Raw genomic sequence first — 19660 nt, 5'->3', positions numbered from 1 at the left:
AAACCAGTAACGACTTTCCTGCCCGAGCGTCAGCGGAGAAAGAGCAGTCCTATCGCAGCTCCTCCGAGCACCAGCCACGTTGTATTGACGCGATAGCCTAACAACAAAACTGCGGCGATGCAGGCAATAAGCAGCGAAGGCCAATTTGTCAGCGAAGTCGCGCCAAGTCTCCACGAGACCACGGCCATGAGGGCCAGCGAACCGGCATTAATACCATCTAACGCGGCAGCGAATGTCGGGGAAGTGCGCAGGCGAGGCAGCAAAGGGATACTCAGGGCAACGAAGACAAATGCAGGCAGAAAGATCCCAATAGTAGCGACTGCCGCTCCCCACGGGCCCGCGAGCAAATAACCGACAAACGTCGCCGATGTGAATAGAGGACCTGGGGTGACTTGCCCCACGGCGATGGCATCCAACAACTGTGCTTCTGTAAGCCACCTCCATCGATCCACCAAGTCGGCGCGCAGAAAAGCCAACAGCACGTAACCGCCTCCAAAAAGGACCGACCCCACCTTCATGAAGAACAGGAAGAGTGCGGCCATACTAAACGGTGCGGCCGTTGCCGATAATGAAACAGCCGCGTACGGAAACCCCAATGGAAGAGCCAACGCGGCCGCCGTCCGTGACGGCAAGCGCACTATGAACACCGCTGTTATGCCCGCCGCCATCAACACGGCAAGTTCATGTACGCCTGCCGCGTTCAATAGGGCGCACCCAATCGCCACTGCAAGCAACGCGCGCGTCTTCATCGCAGCGCGCCCCATGCGCCACAACGCTTGAAAAATGACGATCATGATTACGGGTTTAATTCCGCTCAGTAGGCCCGCCGCCTGCGGTAGCGACCCATAGCGCACATAGACCCAACTCAATAGCGTGACAATCAGTGCCGCGGGCAGGATGAAGCATACGCCGCCAATGAGAAACCCGCGCCAGCCCGCGCGCCGGTATCCGATGTGAATGGCCATCTCCGTGGAGTTGGGACCTGGAATCAAGTTGGTCGCGCCGAGCAGGTCCAGGAATTCTTCGCGGCTCAGCCATCGGCGGCGAGACACGAATTCATCCTCCATCAGAGACACATGCGCGGCAGGCCCTCCGAATGCCGTCACACCCAGACGAAGAAAGACAGCGATGAGAAAAGTCATGCTTTCGGTTTCGGTCACACCAGGACCGCACGTATCGGATTTCCGCTCTCGACCCGACTGCACCAACCATCCTCCTTCGAAGGGCACACGTTGAATCATACCGAAGCCACACGTTGCACAACAGCCTCGCTGCTATTGAATACGTGGCGCCGCCCACTCCGTCCATATCGTCCTCGCTGTGGCGCTATCTCCCGACCGCGCCACTCCGCCGACACACTTGTCGGCAGGCGACCGCAGGTCTCCATCACGTCCGTGACCGTCCGTGTTGGTCCGTGTCCGTCCGTGTTCGTCCGTGTCCGTCACGCTAAACCCAACCTTTGTCCAGTCACGGCGCGTGCGCTACCATAAGCCCATGTCAGACGATCTCTTCAAACATGCAGCCGCGGAAAGACTGCGCAAGGAAGCGCCCTTGGCGCGTCGCGTTGCCCCCCGCACGCTGGACGACTTGGTGGGCCAGGAACACATTGTGGGCCCAGGGAAAATCCTGCGGAGGGCCATAGAAGCCGACCGCATCACGTCTTTGCTGCTCTATGGCCCACCCGGCTGCGGAAAGACTGCGCTGGCGCGCATCATTGCCATGCGTACGCGGTCGGCGTTCGACAACCTTAACGCAGTGACCTCTGGCGTGAAGGATCTTCGTGCGTTGATCGATGCGGCAAAGGCCCGGCGCGTTCATGAAGGCAAACGCACGATCGTGTTTGTCGACGAGATTCACCGCTTCAATCGCGCACAACAGGATGCCCTGCTGCCCGACGTCGAGAACGGCAATATCATTCTCGTCGGCGCGACAACCGAGAACCCTTTCTTCTCCGTCGTCGCTCCTTTGCTTTCTCGTTCTCAGGTTTTCGAACTGCACCGCCTTACCGAGGAGCACGTAGTACGCCTGATGAAACGCGCGCTGGCGCATCCGGAACGAGGCTGGACCGATATCGAGGTGCGTGCGGACGACGACGCGCTACTGCACATCGCCACGTATTCGGAGGGAGACGCGCGGAGGGCGCTCAATGCCCTTGAGATTGCCGTATTGACGACGGTCCCGGTCGACGGAATCGTCGCGATCTCGCTCGATGTCGCGCAGGAGTCGATACAGAAGAAACTCATTCACTACGACGGGACCGGCGACGAGCATTACGACGCTGCCTCCGCGTTCATCAAGAGCATGCGGGGCACCGACCCGGATTCCGCGTTGTATTGGATGGCTTTGATGCTCGCCGCGGGTGAAAACCCGCGCTTCATCGCACGACGTATCTGCATTGCAGCCTCGGAAGACGTGGGCAACGCTGACCCGATGGCCATTGTGGTGGCGACGGCGGCGTGGCAAGCCTGCGAGTTCATCGGCATGCCCGAAGCGCAGATCATCCTGGCGCAGGCGGCAACCTACGTAGCGTGCGCGCCGAAGAGCAATGCCTCTTACATGGGCATCGCGCAAGCCACGAGCGACGTGAAGGAAGGCAAGACGGTCGCGGTGCCGATACACCTCCAAGACACGCACTACCCAGGCGCGAAGAAGCTCGGACACGGTGAAGGCTATCAGTACGCCCATGATCACAAGGACGGGTATGTGACGCAGGATTACGGCGTGCCGAGAGGAACGTACTACCATCCGGCCGGCCGGGGAAAAGAGGCTGAGTTCAAGGCTCGTCTCGATGAATTCGCAGAGCGGGATCGTCGCGAGCCGTCGGACTAAAACTGCGAAAAAGGAACGCACGCGGCCTACATCGCCAGTCCCCAGTCTTAAGACATTGCCGGGCAAGATGTTGCACGTCGAGGCGCCGGCAGCTCGGCCACAGATTACAAGTAATTAATTGACTGTTCCATCCGGTGCGGATAGAATCGGGGTATAATCAATCAGGTGATGCGACGTGAAGGGCGTATCATGCGGCCGGATGGAGCGAAAGACTAATGCCTGGAACCACCTATGTACTGGTGATGCTGGGCGTTATCGCGCTCATCGGAGTGTTGGTGGTGCCTGCATTGATTCGCAAACGATGTGCTAAATGCGGCGCGCGAAATTCGCTCGACGCAAAGACGTGTGTGAAATGCGATGCGCCTTTTCCGGACGACTAGCCCGCATTTTGCATCGGCGCAATTGAGCGCCAATGCAAAATGCTCGCGTGCAAGACTTTGAGGTTGTGCCATGAGGATTTCTCACGAACACGTTCTGTTCGCGAAGAACGGTCTCATGTTTTGTGCAGATCGTAAAGATGAATAAGCAACGAGATGCGTTCGTGAGAAATCCGGACTAGGGTGGTTGAGTTCGTTGCGGGATCTGGAAGCGATGGCAAGAGTATTGAGGGCTTCCAGGATGCCGGAATGCTGGCAAGAGCGAGCCTGGTGTTTACCCGCAAACCCATGAGGTGCGTACCTTGGCTACGATGATCAAGTGTCCCTACTGTGACAAACTCACCGATCCAAAACTCGATAGCTGTGTTCATTGCGGCGGATTTCTCCGGAAACAACCCGCGAAACAACAACAGCGCGCCTCGGCGTCCGCCAGCAGCCAGACCTGTCCAAGCTGCGGGGCGCTCGTACGGGACGGCGACATTATCTGCGTCGCGTGCGGCACGAACCTTCTGACCGGGCAGAAAATAGCACAGGAACAACAGCGTGCAGTGCGAACCCCTGACAATCCTGCCCTGCGAAACGCGCTAATCGCCGCGGCCATCGCCGTGGTTATCATCGGGGCCGTTGCAGCGTTCATCTTGACCAGAGATCCTGTCGCCAAAGCGCAACGACTGGCCGCGGACGGCCGCGTTACCGAAGCAACCGATCTCCTGGTCAAGTACCTCGCCAAACACGCCGATGACGCGCGCGGCCACCTCGTGCTCGGCAAGTTGTACTGGGGCAGCAGCGACTATTCGAACGCAGCGGAGTCATTGGAGAAGGCCGCTCAACTGAATCCCACGGACCGAGACGCCGGCATTCTCGCGGTGATCGGCATGCAACAGCGCGCTGACAACAAAACGCGCGACCGTCAAATCGCCATTCTCGAAAACGTCGCGAAGGCCCACCCCGACGACGACGAAGTCTTGTATTTGCTGGCCTTGGCCAAAGGAACAAAGGACTCCTCTGAGTCCCAAATCGAATCCTTGCGACGCGTAGCGGACAAAGCACCTGAAAGCACGGATCGACGGCTGGCCTTGGCCGTATCGATGGCAATCCAGAAAGATGAGGCCGGTGCGCAACGCGAACTGGAAGCTGCCCGGTCGCAAGCCCCGGACGACCCCAACATCAAGGCAGCCCTTGGAATTCTTGCGGCCAAACAGGGCAATGTCGACGACGCCGTCGCAAGACTTACCGAGGCCATTGAAGGGAAGACCTCGATTCATAAGGAAGCACTGGCGCAGGCAGGCCTCTTGCTCGTTTCACAAGGCCAGTACGGACAAGCGGTGGCGCTCCTGGGCGAAGCGATTGACGCTGGCGAGACTTCTCCATCGACGAAGTTCTTCCACGCCGTGTGCCTTGCAAAGCAACGCGTGTACGAGCCGGCACTCAAGGCATTTGACGAACTGGCCCGCGGATCGAATGAATATTCTGCCCGAGCGGCCATCCATGCGGCTCGTGTATACCTAAGCCAGGAAAACGCCGAGCGAGCTTTGGAGTCGCTGAACGCCGTGACCGTGAAATTGTCCGGCACAGAAGGCGCGGAACTGGAGACTGTACGCGGTCGCGGACTTGCAAAAGCGGGTGATCCCGACGGAGCCATGGACGCTTTCCGCAAGGCAATTCAACAAGATCCGAATTACGCGCCGGCACATTTGGAAACCGGCCTGCTGCTGGTTCAGCGGCGCGCAATCGCGGAAGGCATTCGCGAACTCGAATCGTATCTATCCAGCGCGGATCCGAATGACGCGGAATCGGGAGCGCGGGAAATCCAGGCGCTTGTTGACCAACTCAAGCAATCGGCTCAGGCAAGGCCGTCCACGGCGGCACTTGCGCGCAACGAAATGCAGGGGAGTACGTCATGACCTTGAGAAAGACCATCCTTGTAGGAGCGCTTTGCGCCGGGTTGATTGCGGTTCCCGTCCACGCATGGGGGCCGAAGACACAAGAATCCATCGTGACGACTGCGGCGCGGGTCATCTCCAACGAGAGCGGCGTCAAGCTCGACAAGCTTGAAAAAGACTTGCGTACGGGCGCCAGCGTTTCGGCAAATGAACTTGCCGAAATTAACCCCCTGGCGGAAGCCGACCCCATTGGGGCGATCGAGTCGGAAATGTATCTGCTTCAATCCGTGCGCGGAAAGCGCATCGACCCCTATTTCGCGTACCGGTTGGGGGCCCTCGGGGCGCTGGTGTCTCGCGTAACGACGCCCCTTGCCGAGTCCAATCCCACGTACCGCGATTTGTACTATTCGGATGTGGACCAGGGCATCGAAAAGGCTCGGCTCGATACGCGAAAGCGCGCAACCGTGGACCCGGCGACCTATTTCTCGTCGCTTCGTTCGGCAATCGCCAAGAACGAAGTCTTGATTCTGAATGACTACAAGTCCGGTCTCGGATTCAAGGGCGTTGCGGGCGCATCGTTGTCCGAAGATGCGAGTCGCTCCGTGAACGCTGTCGCGGACGTTTTGACGACAGTGCTTCAGAGCGGCGTTACTGCGTCGAACACTTCCGTGTCGCAGATACGCGATTACGCGTTGAGTGCCGTGGGCTTCTACATTAAACGTGGCAACGATACGGAAGCCGACTCTTCGTACAAGCGGCTTGAAGAACTAAATGCATTGACCCCCGAGCTTCAGAAGCAAATTGGAAATATGTTCTACGATGCTGGGAAGTACGAAAGGGCGATGCAGGAATTTAGCGCGGTCTTGGCGGCGGTGCCCGGTGACCGCGAAGTCTCCGAGCGAATTGCCGACTACTACATCCGAGTAGGCGACGCCGCTTTGCAGGAAGAAAACCTGGAGGCTGCTCTTGATGCCTACCAGAAGGCGAGCGAAGCCGACAAACTGCGGCCCGATGCGCAGACAAAGCTACTCGATGCCCAGCGTCTGATCAAAGACCGCGACACGCGCCATGAGATGGCGAAATCGACGGTCGCGGAAGCGGACGAGTGCGTGGCCAAGGCGGAGCAAGCCGAGTTCAACCGCGAATTTGGCGAAGCGATGACGCTCCTGGCGAAAGCGCAAGACCTTTATGAGACGGTCGGCGACGAGTTCCAGCAGGAAGGAAGCAAAGCACGCGCGGGCCTGTTGGCGGTTGGCTCTAAACTCGGCAAACTCCAGCAGGACCTCGTAAGCAACGCCCCCATGCTAAGCGGAAAGGGCGTGCTCAAGGCCACACAGGATCTGGCGGTAACCGTCGCTCAAGAACAGGACGCCAAGGCATTGAAAGCCCTCACAGAGGCGCAGTTCGAAGCTGAGATCAATCGTCTGAAGAACGAGAGTGCGGAGTTGTTCAAGCCGTAATCGATAACGGATTGAGCATGAAGAGTGCCCTCTAGAGCAAGAGACGCAACGCCACCAGTGCCAGAGCGATGGCGAGCGCGCGGATGATCCATGGACCGCGAACGTGACGTGAGAGCGCGGCCCCCACTTGGGCTCCGGCCACAACGCCAATTGCCAAGAAGAATGTCCGCCTGAATCCCACGTGAAACGCCCCGGACGCGACGTGGACAACCGTGCCGGTCAACGCCATGACCGCCAAAATGAAGTGCGATGTCGCCGTGGCCACATGGACAGGAAAGTTGAGCACGCGAATCAACGCGGGGACGTGGATGATCCCACCCCCAATGCCAAGCAAGCTCGAGACGTATCCCACGCACGCGCTGATGAGAGCGCCGAGCGGCAAATTGAACGATATTCTTGGAGCGGCTTCTTCTGGGATTTCCTGGGGCTCCGGATTCTGATGCGGGGCGGGCTGCCAAAGCAGGTAACCCGCTGCAAGCAGCATGGCCATGCCGCACACCGCGTGAAAGACTTCTCGCGGAACATAGTACGTTGTCAGTGCGCCAAGGATAGCCCCGGGGATACCCACGAGCGAGAAGAAGATCCCGGCACGGTAGTCGATGCGTTTCATACGCGCGTATGCCACCGACCCCGAGAACGCATTGAAGAAAACGACGGCCAGAGAAATGCTGGTAATGACCTCCGGATTCTCCTTCGGATAGAGGATGAGGAGTAGCGGAACAAGGACAAACCCGCCGCCCGCGCCAATCAGCGTGCCAAAGGCGCCAATAACGAAACCAAGAGGTATGAGCCACAAGTACTGACTCACTAGTGCTTCTCCCGGCTGACCAGCCACGTCCCACTACAAGGTGAATTCGAAGCGACTCCGCGGCAAAGGCACATTATCGCCTCCAACCGGGACGGCTCCAAGTAGAAAACACCCGCAATCATATGCTATTCTTGAGCGCTGAAACGGCTGGCGGAGTAGCTTAGCTGGTAGAGCAGGGGAATCATAATCCCAAGGTCCACGGTTCGAGTCCGTGCTCCGCCACCATTTTCGTTTCTTCCGTTCTCGGTCTACGTCCAGGGGACGACACATGGCCGGCGCTCCTACAAACCTTCTTTCTCGCGTCCGAGCTACCCTAGACCAATTCCACATGTTGACTCCCGGGGAATCGGTGCTTGCCGCCGTATCGGGAGGGGCCGATTCCGTATGCCTGCTCGACGTCCTTGTGGAATTGGGGTATGCCGTCGAAGTCGCGCATTTTGACCATCAGACGCGCGGCATTGAAAGCGCGGAAGACTCCGCGTTCGTAGAAACCCTGGCGCGACGATACGGAGTGCCTATGCACTGTGAGCGCCGTCCGATTCGTGAAGAGGCCGAAGCCTCCCCCATGTCCTTCGAAGAATATGCGAGGGGAGCGCGCTACGCTTTCTTGCTGGCCGTCGCACAAGCGCAAGGTTGTACCGCCATTGCCACCGGGCACCACGCGGACGATCAAGCCGAGACCGTCCTAATGCGCATCGTGCGTGGCGTTTCTCCCAGCGGACTGACAGGCATCCCACCTGTACGCATGTTGGACAATGTGCGCGTCGTGCGTCCGCTCCTTGGGTGTAGCCGAGACTCCATCATGAGCTACCTGGACCAGAGGGACCTTCCATATCGGACGGATTCGTCCAACACCCAAACCGAGTACGTGCGGAACCGAGTGCGCCAGGAGCTACTTCCTGCTCTGGAACGCGGATACAATCCGCAGGTACGCGAGGCATTGACTCGTTTGGCGGATTTGCAGCGCGCAGAGAACGAGTACGTAGCCGAACAGGCGAGACAATTTCTGGCCTCGTGCTACACGAATGGACAGATCACTCGCCGTGCATTTTCTGAAGCCGCCGTGGCCCTGCAACGAAGGGCATTGGCCGAACTCGCATGGCAACGCGAGGTAGACTGCGAGTTCGATCGCGTGGAATCCGCCCGGCTCTTCATCGTCGACGCGCCCGCAGGATCCTCATTCGATCTGGGCGGAGGCATCCTGCTGCGCAATGCGCGTGATGTGACCGAGATTGTTGGAAGTGTTGAGCCTAGCGATTCCAGGGCAGTGCGCTTGGCATGCCCAGGCGAAACCGTTGCATTCGGTCGGCGGTTCGTCGTGAGCGAGCGGGAACAAGCGCCGCCACTACCCTTGCGGGAGTACTGCAACCAGAGCCGCCAAGTGTTTGACGCAGACGCCGTAGGTTCGGAATTATGGGTGCGGTTGCGCAGACCCGGCGATCGTATCGTTCCGCTGGGTATGGCAGGTACGCGCAAGCTGAAAGACTACTTCGGCGACCTTGGATTGCCCATCGGAGAACGCGACCGGCTGCCGTTGATAGTCACCGAAGATACCATTGTGTGGATAGTCGGACACGCCGTGAGCGCAAACGCCGCCGTAACGGCCCATACCAAGCGTTACATAGAGATCGAAGTACAGGATGAAACTTAGCAAAACCCCACTTATTACCGCGGAGGAGATCAGGGAGCGCGTCGAGCTCTTGGCGCGTCAGATTTCCATCGACTACGCAGGCAAGGATCTTGTCTTTCTAATCGTCTTAAAGGGAGCCACCATCTTCGGTTCCGACCTGATGCGCCAACTCTCGATCCCCGTCACGGTCGACTATTTGCGAGCGCGAAGCTATCGCGGTACGAACTCTACCGGTCATGTTGAGATTACGCTTCAACCCGAAGAACATCTCGCGGGCCGCCATGTGCTGATCGTGGAAGACATCCTCGATACCGGCTTTACGACCTCGGCCATACGCGAGGCCTTACGCGCGCTCAATCCGGCTAGCTTGCGAATATGCACGCTGCTGGATAAACCTGCGCCACGCGTGGCGGATATACACGCAGACTACGTCGGGTTCTCCGTAGACAATATATTCGTAGTCGGCTATGGACTCGATTGCGACGGCGCACACCGGCATCTTGCGGCCATCTACATGATGGAATCGACCACTTAGTGCAGTGAATCGCAGGTTGACCCAAGAAAGAGTCAATAGCGGCGGAAAACAGGGACTGACACAAGCGCAGCGAAGCGGAGACGTGTCTGTCCCTACATTCCGCCCCTGAGTCACTCCACCTAGACCGCCGTGTTCGCGAGGTACCCAGACTAAGCCGGTTTCCGCAGCACGTACCGCTTGTATTCGATGTCACCGCTCTTGATGCACTCGTAGATGTGCGTACCCTTCAAAGCGGCGAAGACACTGAACTGCTCCTGCCTGCGCTGCGGAAGACGCTCCACGATGAGTTTGCGTTTACGCTCGTCGTCAAGGTCAAGCGCCGCCAGCACGTTCTCGTTGATGGTATCGTTGCGCACGACTTCGAAACCGGCCTCCTCAAACTCCTTGGTAAGCTGGGGAACCCGATCCTTCGTGCGGAAATCGGCGAAAAGCAGATGACCGCCGGGCCGCAACACGCGCAACACCTCCGCGTAAAACGCCTCTATGTGGTCGTAGAGGTGCGAGGATTCGATGTTAAGCACCACGTCGAACCGATCCTCTGGAAATGGCAGCGACTCGGCGTTACCGCGCCTGAAGGACAATCCTTCCATGTCATACGCGTCGTTGCAGAAGTTGACGGAGGATCGCCACAAGTCCACGCCGACCATAATGCGAGGCCTGAAATGCCGCATCACAAAGGCGGCTCCGCCTCCACGCCCGCACCCGACCTCCAACACATCCTTTCCGGCAAGATCTACTGCGCCCGCCACATAGTGGTAAAGCTGTATTGCGTAACGATTGCTTTCTTCTTCCGGCAAGAGTTCAAGTCGAGGCGCATCGGGAGAAATCGGCTCATAACCGTAGTTCAGCAGCCGGATCTGCTTGTCTTCCTTGTCCAGCTTATTGAGGTACTCGTACTGCGCCTTGACCATCATGTGCTTCAAAGCCAAACGAATACGCTCGCTTAATCGACGACGCAATCCTTTCAATCCGCCTCCATTATCCCGGTTAGGCATTCAGAACATGCGACCGATATGTCTCGGTGTTGCTCAATACACATGTAAGGTCATGTTCTCCCAAGAATGGACCTGCCCAACGCCTCCGGACTCCAGGAAGAAGTCCATATTCTAGCAAGTCTCGTATTCATGGTGGAATTTCTCGGCAACATATCTTGGCGCCAAATCGGCCAAGATACGGACCGTCCTACGGGTCGGCTGAGACGCGTTCACCCATCGTACGGCGGATAGCGTCATTGACAGTCTTCGGGGATGCCCGTATCATCCCCCCCGGGTGTTTATCGCGGAGTCACATCGCCCTCGAGAGGTGCTGTCATGCAACGTTTCATCATCATTGCCACAATGCTCGTTTGTGTCCCTGTTCTTGCGGCACAGTTGCCGGGCCCTTCGCCCGACGGCTACTTTTTGCCGAACGGCTGGACCATCACGCCCATCGGCAAAACAGTCGAGTGCGGCGACCTTCCCCTCAACATCTCCCCCGCTCCCGACGGCAAAGCGGTCGTCGCGCTGCACGGAGGCTTCAACGGTCACGGACTCATTGTGATGAACCCTCGCAAAAAGGAGGCCGTGCAAGATATACCGTTGCCCACGGCGTGGCTCGGACTGGCCTGGAGCCCGGACGGCAAGAGACTCTACGTCTCCGGAGGCAACAGCGAGTCGGCCCGGGAAATCCGTGCGCCCATCTACGTATTCGATTACGCGAAGGGAAGACTCTCTGAAAAACCTGTTGCGGAATGGACGGAGCCCATTGACCCCAAACAAATCTTCTGGTCGGGTCTCGTGCATCACCCCTCGCGCGACGTGCTCTACGCGGCAAGCCGCACCAAAGGAGAAATCGTCGCCTTCAATACGACAAACGGCGAAATCCTCAGCCACATTCGCGTGGAGGAAAACCCTTACGACCTCGTTCTGACGCCCGACGGCGCAACCCTCTACTGTTCCAATTGGGCCAGCGATACCGTAAGCGTCATTGACACAGCATCCAACTCCGTGGTTGCCACCATCCCCGTGGGCGACAACCCCAATGACATGGCGCTCACGAAGGACGGACGCCTATTTGTGTGCTGCGCAAATGACAATGCCGTCGTCGTTGTCGACACGGCACAGCGGCGTGCGGTTCAACGTATCCTGACCGCCATGCACCCCAAAGCTCCGGAAGGTTCCACACCCAATGCCCTTGCATTGGACGAAGACGAGGAGACCCTCTTCGTCGCCAACGCCGACAACAACAATGTCTGCGTCATTGAAATGGAGGAACCCGGAGAGAGCACCGTTCTCGGCTTTCTTCCTGCTGGCTGGTATCCCTCCGCGCTATGCTTCGCGGACAAAGGCGACCTCCTTTTTGTCGGCAACGCAAAAGGCGAGACGACGTCCTCGAATATTCGCGGCCCGCGCAGCCCGTTGCCCGGCGGCAAGGAGGGCCTCGGGTCCACCAAGTCGCTCATGAAGGGCACCATCAGCATCATCGACGTCGAAAAGGAATTGAAGCGCCTCCCCGAATTGACAAAGCAGGCCTATAAGAACAGCCCCTATAGCGATGACCTGCTCAACGAAGCGCGCCCGCCAAAGTCCGGTCCGTCTGTGGTACCCAGCAAGGTCGGCGCGGGCTCGCCGATTAAGCATGTCATATACATCATCAAGGAAAATCGCACCTACGATCAGGTGTTTGGCGATCTGCCGCAAGGCAACGGTTATCCGGATATCTGCATATTCGGGCGCGATATCACGCCGAACCACCACGCGATTGCCGAGCAGTTTGTCCTGCTCGACAACCTCTACTGCGATGCGGAGGTCAGCCAAGACGGGCACCAATGGTCTAACGCGGCGTACGCGACCGACTGGACCGAGAAGAACTGGCCCGCCGATTACGGAAACAAAAGCACGAGTCCGCGCAGTGCCGCCGTACTGCCGGGCGCAGGCTATATCTGGGACCAATGCGCCAAGAAAGGCCTCACCTACCGCAGCTATGGCGAATTTGCCCGACGTCAGAGCCAGAATGAGCCTGCGATGCCGAGCCAAGGAATTGCCGGGTTGCAGGGCCACGTGGCGCCTCACTACGCGTCCTGGGGTTCACGCGACACCGATAACGCCACCGAATTCATCCGCGAGTTCGACGAATACGAGAAGAACTTCGATAGCACCGATCCCGAAAAGCGCCTTCCCAACTTCATTGTGATGTCGCTTCCCGAAGACCACACACGCGGTACCAAGCCGGGTACCCCGTCGCCGCGCGCGTGTGTCGCGAGCAACGATTTCGCGTTGGGCATGATCCTCGAGCGGATCAGCAACAGCCGCTATTGGCCTGAGCTCGCCCTCTTCGTTATCGAAGACGACGCGCAAGACGGCCCCGATCATGTCGATGCGCGCAGGACAGTCGGCCTAGTCGCCAGCCCTTACTGCAAACGTGGCATTGTCGACAGCACGTTCTACACGACCTGCTCCCTGCTGAGGACCATGGAACTGTTACTTGGATTGCCCCCCATGAGCCAATTTGATGCCGCCGCGAATCCCATGTACTCGAGCTTCTCCGACAAGCTTGACCCAACGCCATTCACAAAGGTCGCGGCCAGCGCCTACATCAATGAGATGAATGTCGCCACCGCATGGGGCGCGAAGGAATCGGACGAAATGGACTTCAGCGAATACGACCGGACGCCCATGTTCGCATTGAACGAAATCGTGTGGAAGAGCGTCAAGGGCGCCGATTCGGAGATGCCGATCCCGATTAGCCGGTTCCACGCGGCAAGCGTCAAGTAAAGTCTACCGCCAGAGTCAATATGGCGGCAGTAGCCGTCTGACTCCGTGTGTGAGCACAATCGCCAGAAAGATCGCATTGCGAAGAAGCACCGCCACAGGCGATAGCTCGGGGGGGATCGTACGTTCAGAAGCGAGAGCTTCCGCCAGCAAGTTCATCCAGCCCACCGTGCGCGGCCAGTCTGCAATGCCTCGCACCCAATCCACTGGTATTCCATCCACACCCACAGCAGCGCCGACAATGGCGCCAAGTATCGCTCCTGTTGTGTCTGAGTCGCCGCCGCAGGCAATCACATCGCCCACAGCTTGGCGATAGTCAGACGGATTGCGGAACCACGCGTGAAGGCAAACCGGGACAGTGTGTAACGCGTAGCCGGTTACTCCTTTCTCAAGCCCCATTCCTATGGCAAATGAGTCCGTCGTCATTGGGGTTGCTTCGGCAGCTCTAGCTACAGCATCGATAAACTCGTTCGAATCTCCGGCCAAAACCTCGCGCAAAAGAGCTACGTATTCCTCGCCCCGGACTTGCACGTGTGAAGCCGACAGCCTGGCTGCCAATGCAACGGCGAATGCAGCGTGATTTGCGCGAGGATCTCGGTGTGTAATTTGAGTGCTGGCGTCGACCAAAGCCACAAGATGGTCATAATCACGCGCTACAAGTCCGAGTAACGCGCTGCGCATGGCCGGCCCATTGCCCGCGCTGAATACGCCGCTCCGTGAGGGAGGCGTGCCTATACTCAACTTCAAGCAGGCCCGAAGTGTGGCAAGGCCAACTCCGGCGGGCAGCATCCAAAACCAGTGTTTAATTCGCCTTGCCAATTCACGCTGAAAGCGTTCCGGTTCACGCGCTGAAGCCACTAACGCCTGCGCAACCATGCACGTATGCTCGGTATCGTCGGAAACTAGGCCCTTTCCAGGCAGGAGCCGGTGACCAGTGACTTCGCCAAAGATTCGGCGAGCCCTCTTCGGTGAGAGACCTTCCATCGGCAGGCCCAGCGCATCCCCAACTGCCGTTCCAAGAATACAACCTGCAATGGAACGCGCTAACTGGTCTTCTGGGATGCTCGGAAGATCAGGCACTGACTCTCCCCCACTTTCTCCGTCAATACCTCGCTTGCCAGCATTACTTGTAGGTGCGACCCAGGTAATCCACGATGGCTTTCCTGACCTCAATCGGCTCGAAGGCGCCCATGCATCGGTAAATGACTTTCCCGCCGGGAGCAACCAGCAACGTGTACGGAATCGCGCCTTGCCACTCCTTGTCGACGGCCTCGATCAGCGTGTATTTGTCATCTCCGGAGAACTGAACGTTGCGCATCGACGCGGCTTGCTTACTCAGGAATTCCTGCACTTTGGCCTGCTCGGATAGCGCATCCATGTTGACGGTCACGATTTCAAAATCGCGCTTTCGATACATCCGATGCATGGTCACAAGTTCGGGGAACTCGGCGACGCACGGGCCGCACCATGTTGCCCACACGTTGATAAGACGCAGCTTCGTTGAATCGTTCTTGACCAGTCCGGCGATGCCCGCCGCATCCATCGACTCCAACGCCGCCGGCTCTTTCGCCCATTTGTCCAACGATTCCTGGACGGTGTGGCGCTTGTCCGACCATTTGATGGAACAGCCCATCGTCTTCGTCGTCTCCACGGGCGCCGGCTTACCCGCCAGCACCGCATCGATTGCGTTGCGAGTGTCGTTCGATTTCACTTTGTCCGGCTTATCCGAATCATCGACACGCCCCGCGTAGCGAAGCTTGCGTTCTTGATCGAAAACGAACACATGCGGCGTCGATATTGGACCATAGGCCTTTGACACCTCCTGCTTTTCGCCGTCGTAGAGATACGGAAAGTCAAAGCCGCGATCCTTGGCGCGTACCTTCATGTCCTCGAAGGAATCGCCAAACTCGGTGTATCCCAGTTCGTCGAGTCGCAACGCCAAGTCGTCATTGGGCGATATAGCGACCAGCGCGACTCCTTTGTCGCGGTAGTCACGCGCGATGGAAATGATACGGTCTTCGTAGGCCTGCGCCGTCGGACAGTGATTGCAGGTGAACACAATAACCAGGACCTTTGCGCCGGCGAAGTCACTCAGGGTGTACGTCTTCCCGTCTACGCCGGGCAAGCTGAAGTCCGGTGCAGATGCCCCGATGGCGAGTGTCTTGGGCTGCTCCTCGGCTCGCGCGCCCAACGTCAACGCGGCACAAAACACAAGTAACGCAAAGCAGAACCGGTGCGTCATACCGTCCTCCCCTGGCCTACAGATTTCGCTCTTGGTTCCAGTCTTCCCAGCGTCTGCCACTCGCGGCCGACGAACTACATACGTTCCAGCGCTTGAATGCCCAGCAGATGCAAGGCATTCTCAAGCGTTCTGCGCGTGGCGTAACAGAGTTGTGCGCGGGCAATGCGCTGTGCCTCGGTCGCCGCATCGAGCACCGGGCAATCGTGATAGAAGGTTGTAAACAGCCGCGCAGTCTCCAGAACGAATTGCGCCACGGGCGCGCAACTGCGCTGCGACACAGCCTGCCGCACCGCATCGGAGAACATGGCGAGATTGGTGAGCAAGGCCCATTCGCTGCTCGTCTCCATCGGAAACGGCGAGACGGGTTCCATCGGAACGGGCTTTCCAAACTTGCGTAGAATCGACGAAATCCGCGCGCACGAGTACTGCACATAGGGACCCGTGTCGCCGGTGAATGACAGACTGGAATCCCAATCGAAGATCACGTTCTTGTTGGCGCCCACACGCAAGATGGCAAAGCGTATTGCCGCCACCGCAACGTGCGCGGCAATTTCCGCACACTCTTCAGGACTCAGATCCTTGCATTGCTCTTCGACCTTCTCGATAGCTCGCGCCGTAGCTTCATCGAGGAAGTCGGACAGCAGCACGACTTTGCCCTGTCGTGTGGACATCTTGCCTTCTTTCAGCAAGATATAGGAGTAATAGATCGGTTCCGGCGTGGAAATTCCCGCCGCGGCCAATATCAGCGATATTTGCTGCATGTACAGCCGGTGGTCTTCGCCAAGCACGATAAGGTTCAGATCCGCATTCTTGGACATCTTCTCGATGGTATACGCCAAATCGCGGTAACCGTACATCGAACTGCCATTGGAACGCAGCAACGCGAAGTAACGGCCCTCATCGTACGCATGACCGATCTTGGAAAGGTCCACCGATAGGCGCTGCTCTTCATCGACGAATACAGCGTCCTTGGCCTTCAATGCCTCCAGCACCTGCTCCAGGCGCGGGTCTTTTACAAAGTCGGATTCGCGATCGAACTTGTCGTACACGATTCCCAAACGGCCGAGCACCTGTACCTGCCCACGCAGGCACATTTCCGTGACCTTGTGAAACCGTTTGCGAGCTTCCGCGTCGCCCTGCTCGATCCGCGCCAGCATCTCATAGCCTTGCGCCGCAAACGCTTCATCCTGTTCCGCGCGGGCATTGGCTTCGCTATAGATGCGCAGCATGTCGTCGAACGAGCGTTCCTCTGCCGTATCGCACGCGAGCACCAGCAAAGCGATCTGGCGTCCAATGTCGTTCACGTAATAGTGGACTTCCAGATCATACCCTTCGAAGCGCAGCAGCCGGGCCAATCCGTCGCCAATCATGGCGTTTCGGGCGCGCCCCACGTGCGGACTTGCGTTCGGGTTAATGCTCGTATGCTCAAGAAGGGCCGTCTTGCCGACGCCGCTCTTGTTCGAGCCGTATGCCGCGCCTTCGCGCAAAATACGACCTACAATAGCCGCTCCAAATACATCGCGATTCAAGCGGAAGTTGACATACGGCCCAGCCGTAAGTACTTCTCTAACTTCCGAACCGAAACTCACTTCCTTCGCGATACGCACCGCCAGTTGGGGAGGCGGCACACCCAGTTTCTTGGCGGACTCGAAGGTTCGCAACGCCAAATCACCCATGTCGAGCTTGGGCGGCGGAGTGAAGGCGAGGTCAGCGGCATCAAGTTCTGGGAATGCCGCAAGGATAGGGCCTGATAGACAGTCGTAAAGACTCACGTGATACGAATTCCTCTCTCAATTATCGCAATTCATGCAGACTACTGCAGACAAACCCAATCGGAGCCCAGGATAAGGGGCCTAGGGCGCCATCCAATATCGTCGCCTACGCGCCGCTTGAACGTAGCACTGACGAAGCAGGTCGAAACGCCAAATCTCACAAGGCACGGACCGCGCCTCTCTTGGCTACAAGCGGCCTCCCGCCTGCCTTATTGCCCCGGAGCGGGAGCAGGCTGAGTCGGAGACTGTTCACCCGGGGCACTGGTTCCGGCCGTTGATGGCGCGGGCTGATCGGTTTCCTGCCGCTCTCCCGAAATCTTGCGGTGCCATTCCTCATTCTCACGCTGCTTGGCACGATCGATATCCGAGACAATACGGTCAACGACGACGATCAGGTGATACCCAAAGCTGGTCTTGATAACTTCACTAAGCTGACCAACGGGCGCCGACCAAACGTATTCTTCAAATCCCGGCGTGAGGGTACCCTTATCCACGTAACCGAGGTCACCGCCTCTGCTTGCACTCTGTGGATCGTTCGAGTATTTCTCCGCAAGCTTCCCGAAATCCTCACCGGCCAAAATCCGCTTTCGTAAATCCTGCGCCAATTCGAGTGCGCGCGCTTGTTCCGCAGGGTTCGCAACACTTGACGAAATAAGAATGTGCTTCGCACGCACTACCGAATGGTGGGGCTTCAACCTGCCGTACGACCAGATCACGACAAGCATGCCGATGAAAACCACAATCACGCCCAACCATATCAGCTTGGTCCGATCCTTTGGTTCTTCCTCAATTTCTTTCTCAAACGTCAAGGGCATCGAACATCCCTCCATACAACTGCGTATAGAATGTGATCAAAATATAACAAACCAGCGCCGCCACAAGGAGCACTATTAACGCATTGAATATCTTCGTTACTACATTGACGGCGTGCGTCGCTTCCTCCAAATGGTACTGCGACACTTTGCGAAGGGCGGTCTCCAATTGTCCGCTCACCTCGCCAATATGAATCATCTCACGCGCCGTCGGAGTCAGATAACGCGATACGCTGAAGGCTTCCACCAGAGTCGAACCATCGCGAATTAGCGGAATGGCTTTGAGCAAATCGTTCTTCATGTACGGATTGGCGGTCACGGCCGCGGAGCTTTCCACGCAATGATCGATTCGCAATCCGCTCCCAATGAGTAACGACATGCTACGGAAAAACCGGGCCAGCGCGAATCGTCGCGTAACCTGAGACAAAGGCCACATCTTCGTGGCAAAGAATCCCCATATATAGCCGAACAATCCAAGCCGGGAGAGTACCACGCAAATCGCAAAAAATGTAGCAAAAAAGAGCATCGCCTCTGCCTGAAAGATGGCATACTCTCGGAAGTATGCCATCAGGTCAAAAGCCTCACCTTTACCGGCGAATCCAGCCGTGATCTTTGGAATCAGCCGCAACGCAAACGTCCCGCAAAACCAGGCAAATGCCAGCTGAATGCAGGGATACATCATGGTTCGCGAAATCTGCCGCTGCATGTCGAGACGGTCTTCGAAATACTGCGCCAAATCCCGCAACATCACGTCGAGCTTGCCGCCGCGCTCGCCGCTTGCGATCAACTCGATGAAGAAAGTCGGCAGAACTTTACTTTGTGCGCGCGCGGCCTCGGCCAGCGACGAACCATTCTTGATGGAATCGTTCATCTGGGTCAGCAGTTCGCGGACTTGCTTGTCCTTCTGCTGGCGTCCCACCACGTCAAGCGCACGCACGATCGGGATGCCCGCGTCGTACGTCGTCGCAATCTGGCGACAGAGCGGGACCATCTTCTTTATGGCGATCTGGGACGAAAATAGGCCCATCGCTGTGCCCTTTGACGGTTATCGAAGCCCATCCACCGAAAAAAGAACGCCCGAATCATGATACGGGCGCCTCTCTGAAAGTGTACCAAACGTCTGCCAGTCAACGCCAACGATTTAGACAATCATGGTGAATCACGCCAAAGTATAGATGGCAGCTCTTCCGGTCGCACGATCACCTCTTCCCATCCGAGTCCAACATGACAAACCCCGTCTGCGTCCTTCTGCGCCGTCTGCGGGCATGGGAAATGCCGGTAAGCCCGACTTGAGGCGTCCAGTGTGTGGCGGGTATACTCAGTGCCCCAGTCGGCGGCGCTAACGGATTCCTAACCTGGGCGCCTGCGGAGCGCCGAATCGACCTCTTTTCGCAACGATACGGGAGGGAACCAGAATGTCCAGCGCAGATTCCAGCAAGGTTCGCAACGTGGGGATCCTAGGTCACGGCGGAACGGGTAAGACAATGCTCATTGAGCATGTCCTCCATTCCGTCGGAAAAACCAACCGCCTCGGAAAGATCTCTGAAGGTAACACCGTCTGCG

15 protein-coding genes and 1 tRNA gene are annotated in these 19660 nt (G+C 57.8%); 8 read left to right on the top strand and 8 right to left on the bottom strand.

The window, feature by feature from the left end:
* Positions 1 to 29 precede the first annotated feature (29 nt).
* Positions 30 to 1142: a chromate efflux transporter gene (gene chrA / locus K1Y02_00910; GenBank protein ID MBX7254888.1), complete on the bottom strand. Its 1113-nt coding sequence runs from the start codon at positions 1140 to 1142 to the stop codon at positions 30 to 32.
* A 352-nt stretch (positions 1143 to 1494) separates the two neighbouring features.
* Between chrA and K1Y02_00905 the strand changes: the two genes are divergently transcribed.
* From K1Y02_00905 to K1Y02_00890, 4 genes are all read left to right on the top strand, one after another.
* Complete coding sequence (locus tag K1Y02_00905; protein MBX7254887.1) at positions 1495 to 2829, top strand: replication-associated recombination protein A; 1335 nt, start codon at positions 1495 to 1497, stop codon at positions 2827 to 2829.
* A gap of 215 nt (positions 2830 to 3044) precedes the next feature.
* On the top strand, positions 3045 to 3209 hold the full coding sequence (locus K1Y02_00900; protein MBX7254886.1) for a hypothetical protein: 165 nt from the start codon (positions 3045 to 3047) through the stop codon (positions 3207 to 3209).
* A gap of 299 nt (positions 3210 to 3508) precedes the next feature.
* Positions 3509 to 5110 carry a tetratricopeptide repeat protein gene (locus K1Y02_00895; GenBank protein ID MBX7254885.1) on the top strand — a complete coding sequence of 534 codons (1602 nt, stop codon included), beginning with the start codon at positions 3509 to 3511 and terminating at the stop codon, positions 5108 to 5110.
* Positions 5107 to 6549, top strand: coding sequence for a hypothetical protein (locus K1Y02_00890; GenBank protein ID MBX7254884.1), 1443 nt, complete (start codon positions 5107 to 5109; stop codon positions 6547 to 6549). Before K1Y02_00895 ends, K1Y02_00890 begins: the two co-directional genes overlap by 4 nt.
* Positions 6550 to 6580: 31 nt before the next feature.
* Here K1Y02_00890 and K1Y02_00885 read toward each other — a convergent pair whose 3' ends face one another.
* Positions 6581 to 7357, bottom strand: a complete 777-nt coding sequence (locus tag K1Y02_00885; GenBank protein ID MBX7254883.1) for a sulfite exporter TauE/SafE family protein — start codon at positions 7355 to 7357, stop codon at positions 6581 to 6583.
* A gap of 149 nt (positions 7358 to 7506) precedes the next feature.
* Here K1Y02_00885 and K1Y02_00880 point away from each other — a divergent pair.
* From K1Y02_00880 to hpt, 3 genes are all read left to right on the top strand, one after another.
* A tRNA-Met gene (locus K1Y02_00880) sits at positions 7507 to 7582 on the top strand.
* Between the two features lie 43 nt (positions 7583 to 7625).
* Positions 7626 to 9008, top strand: coding sequence for a tRNA lysidine(34) synthetase TilS (tilS, locus tag K1Y02_00875; GenBank protein MBX7254882.1), 1383 nt, complete (start codon positions 7626 to 7628; stop codon positions 9006 to 9008).
* Positions 8998 to 9522 (top strand): hypoxanthine phosphoribosyltransferase, encoded by a 525-nt coding sequence (gene hpt, locus K1Y02_00870; GenBank protein MBX7254881.1) that lies wholly within the window; start codon positions 8998 to 9000, stop codon positions 9520 to 9522. Before tilS ends, hpt begins: the two co-directional genes overlap by 11 nt.
* Positions 9523 to 9671: 149 nt before the next feature.
* Here hpt and K1Y02_00865 read toward each other — a convergent pair whose 3' ends face one another.
* On the bottom strand, positions 9672 to 10481 hold the full coding sequence (locus tag K1Y02_00865; protein MBX7254880.1) for a class I SAM-dependent methyltransferase: 810 nt from the start codon (positions 10479 to 10481) through the stop codon (positions 9672 to 9674).
* A gap of 351 nt (positions 10482 to 10832) precedes the next feature.
* On the opposite strand from K1Y02_00865, the gene K1Y02_00860 reads away from it, so the two are divergent.
* Positions 10833 to 13274, top strand: coding sequence for a beta-propeller fold lactonase family protein (locus K1Y02_00860; protein ID MBX7254879.1), 2442 nt, complete (start codon positions 10833 to 10835; stop codon positions 13272 to 13274).
* Between the two features lie 15 nt (positions 13275 to 13289).
* Here the strand turns inward: K1Y02_00860 and K1Y02_00855 are convergent, their stop codons facing one another.
* From K1Y02_00855 to K1Y02_00835, 5 genes are all read right to left on the bottom strand, one after another.
* Positions 13290 to 14294 carry an ADP-ribosylglycohydrolase family protein gene (locus K1Y02_00855; GenBank protein MBX7254878.1) on the bottom strand — a complete coding sequence of 335 codons (1005 nt, stop codon included), beginning with the start codon at positions 14292 to 14294 and terminating at the stop codon, positions 13290 to 13292.
* Between the two features lie 100 nt (positions 14295 to 14394).
* Positions 14395 to 15513, bottom strand: coding sequence for a redoxin family protein (locus K1Y02_00850; protein MBX7254877.1), 1119 nt, complete (start codon positions 15511 to 15513; stop codon positions 14395 to 14397).
* Between the two features lie 74 nt (positions 15514 to 15587).
* Complete coding sequence (gene argS, locus K1Y02_00845; GenBank protein ID MBX7254876.1) at positions 15588 to 17285, bottom strand: arginine--tRNA ligase; 1698 nt, start codon at positions 17283 to 17285, stop codon at positions 15588 to 15590.
* Between the two features lie 209 nt (positions 17286 to 17494).
* Entirely contained in the window at positions 17495 to 18100 is a 606-nt protein-coding gene (locus K1Y02_00840) for a peptidyl-prolyl cis-trans isomerase (protein MBX7254875.1), read from the bottom strand.
* Entirely contained in the window at positions 18084 to 19124 is a 1041-nt protein-coding gene (locus tag K1Y02_00835; protein MBX7254874.1) for a type II secretion system F family protein, read from the bottom strand. Before K1Y02_00835 ends, K1Y02_00840 begins: the two co-directional genes overlap by 17 nt.
* Between the last annotated feature and the right edge of the window lie 536 nt (positions 19125 to 19660).

The sequence above is a fragment of the Candidatus Hydrogenedentota bacterium genome (genome assembly GCA_019695095.1).
Taxonomy (GTDB): Bacteria; Hydrogenedentota; Hydrogenedentia; order Hydrogenedentales; family SLHB01; genus JAIBAQ01.
The sequence above is the reverse complement of the archived record's forward strand: the minus strand, read 5'-3'. Positions and strand labels throughout refer to the sequence as shown.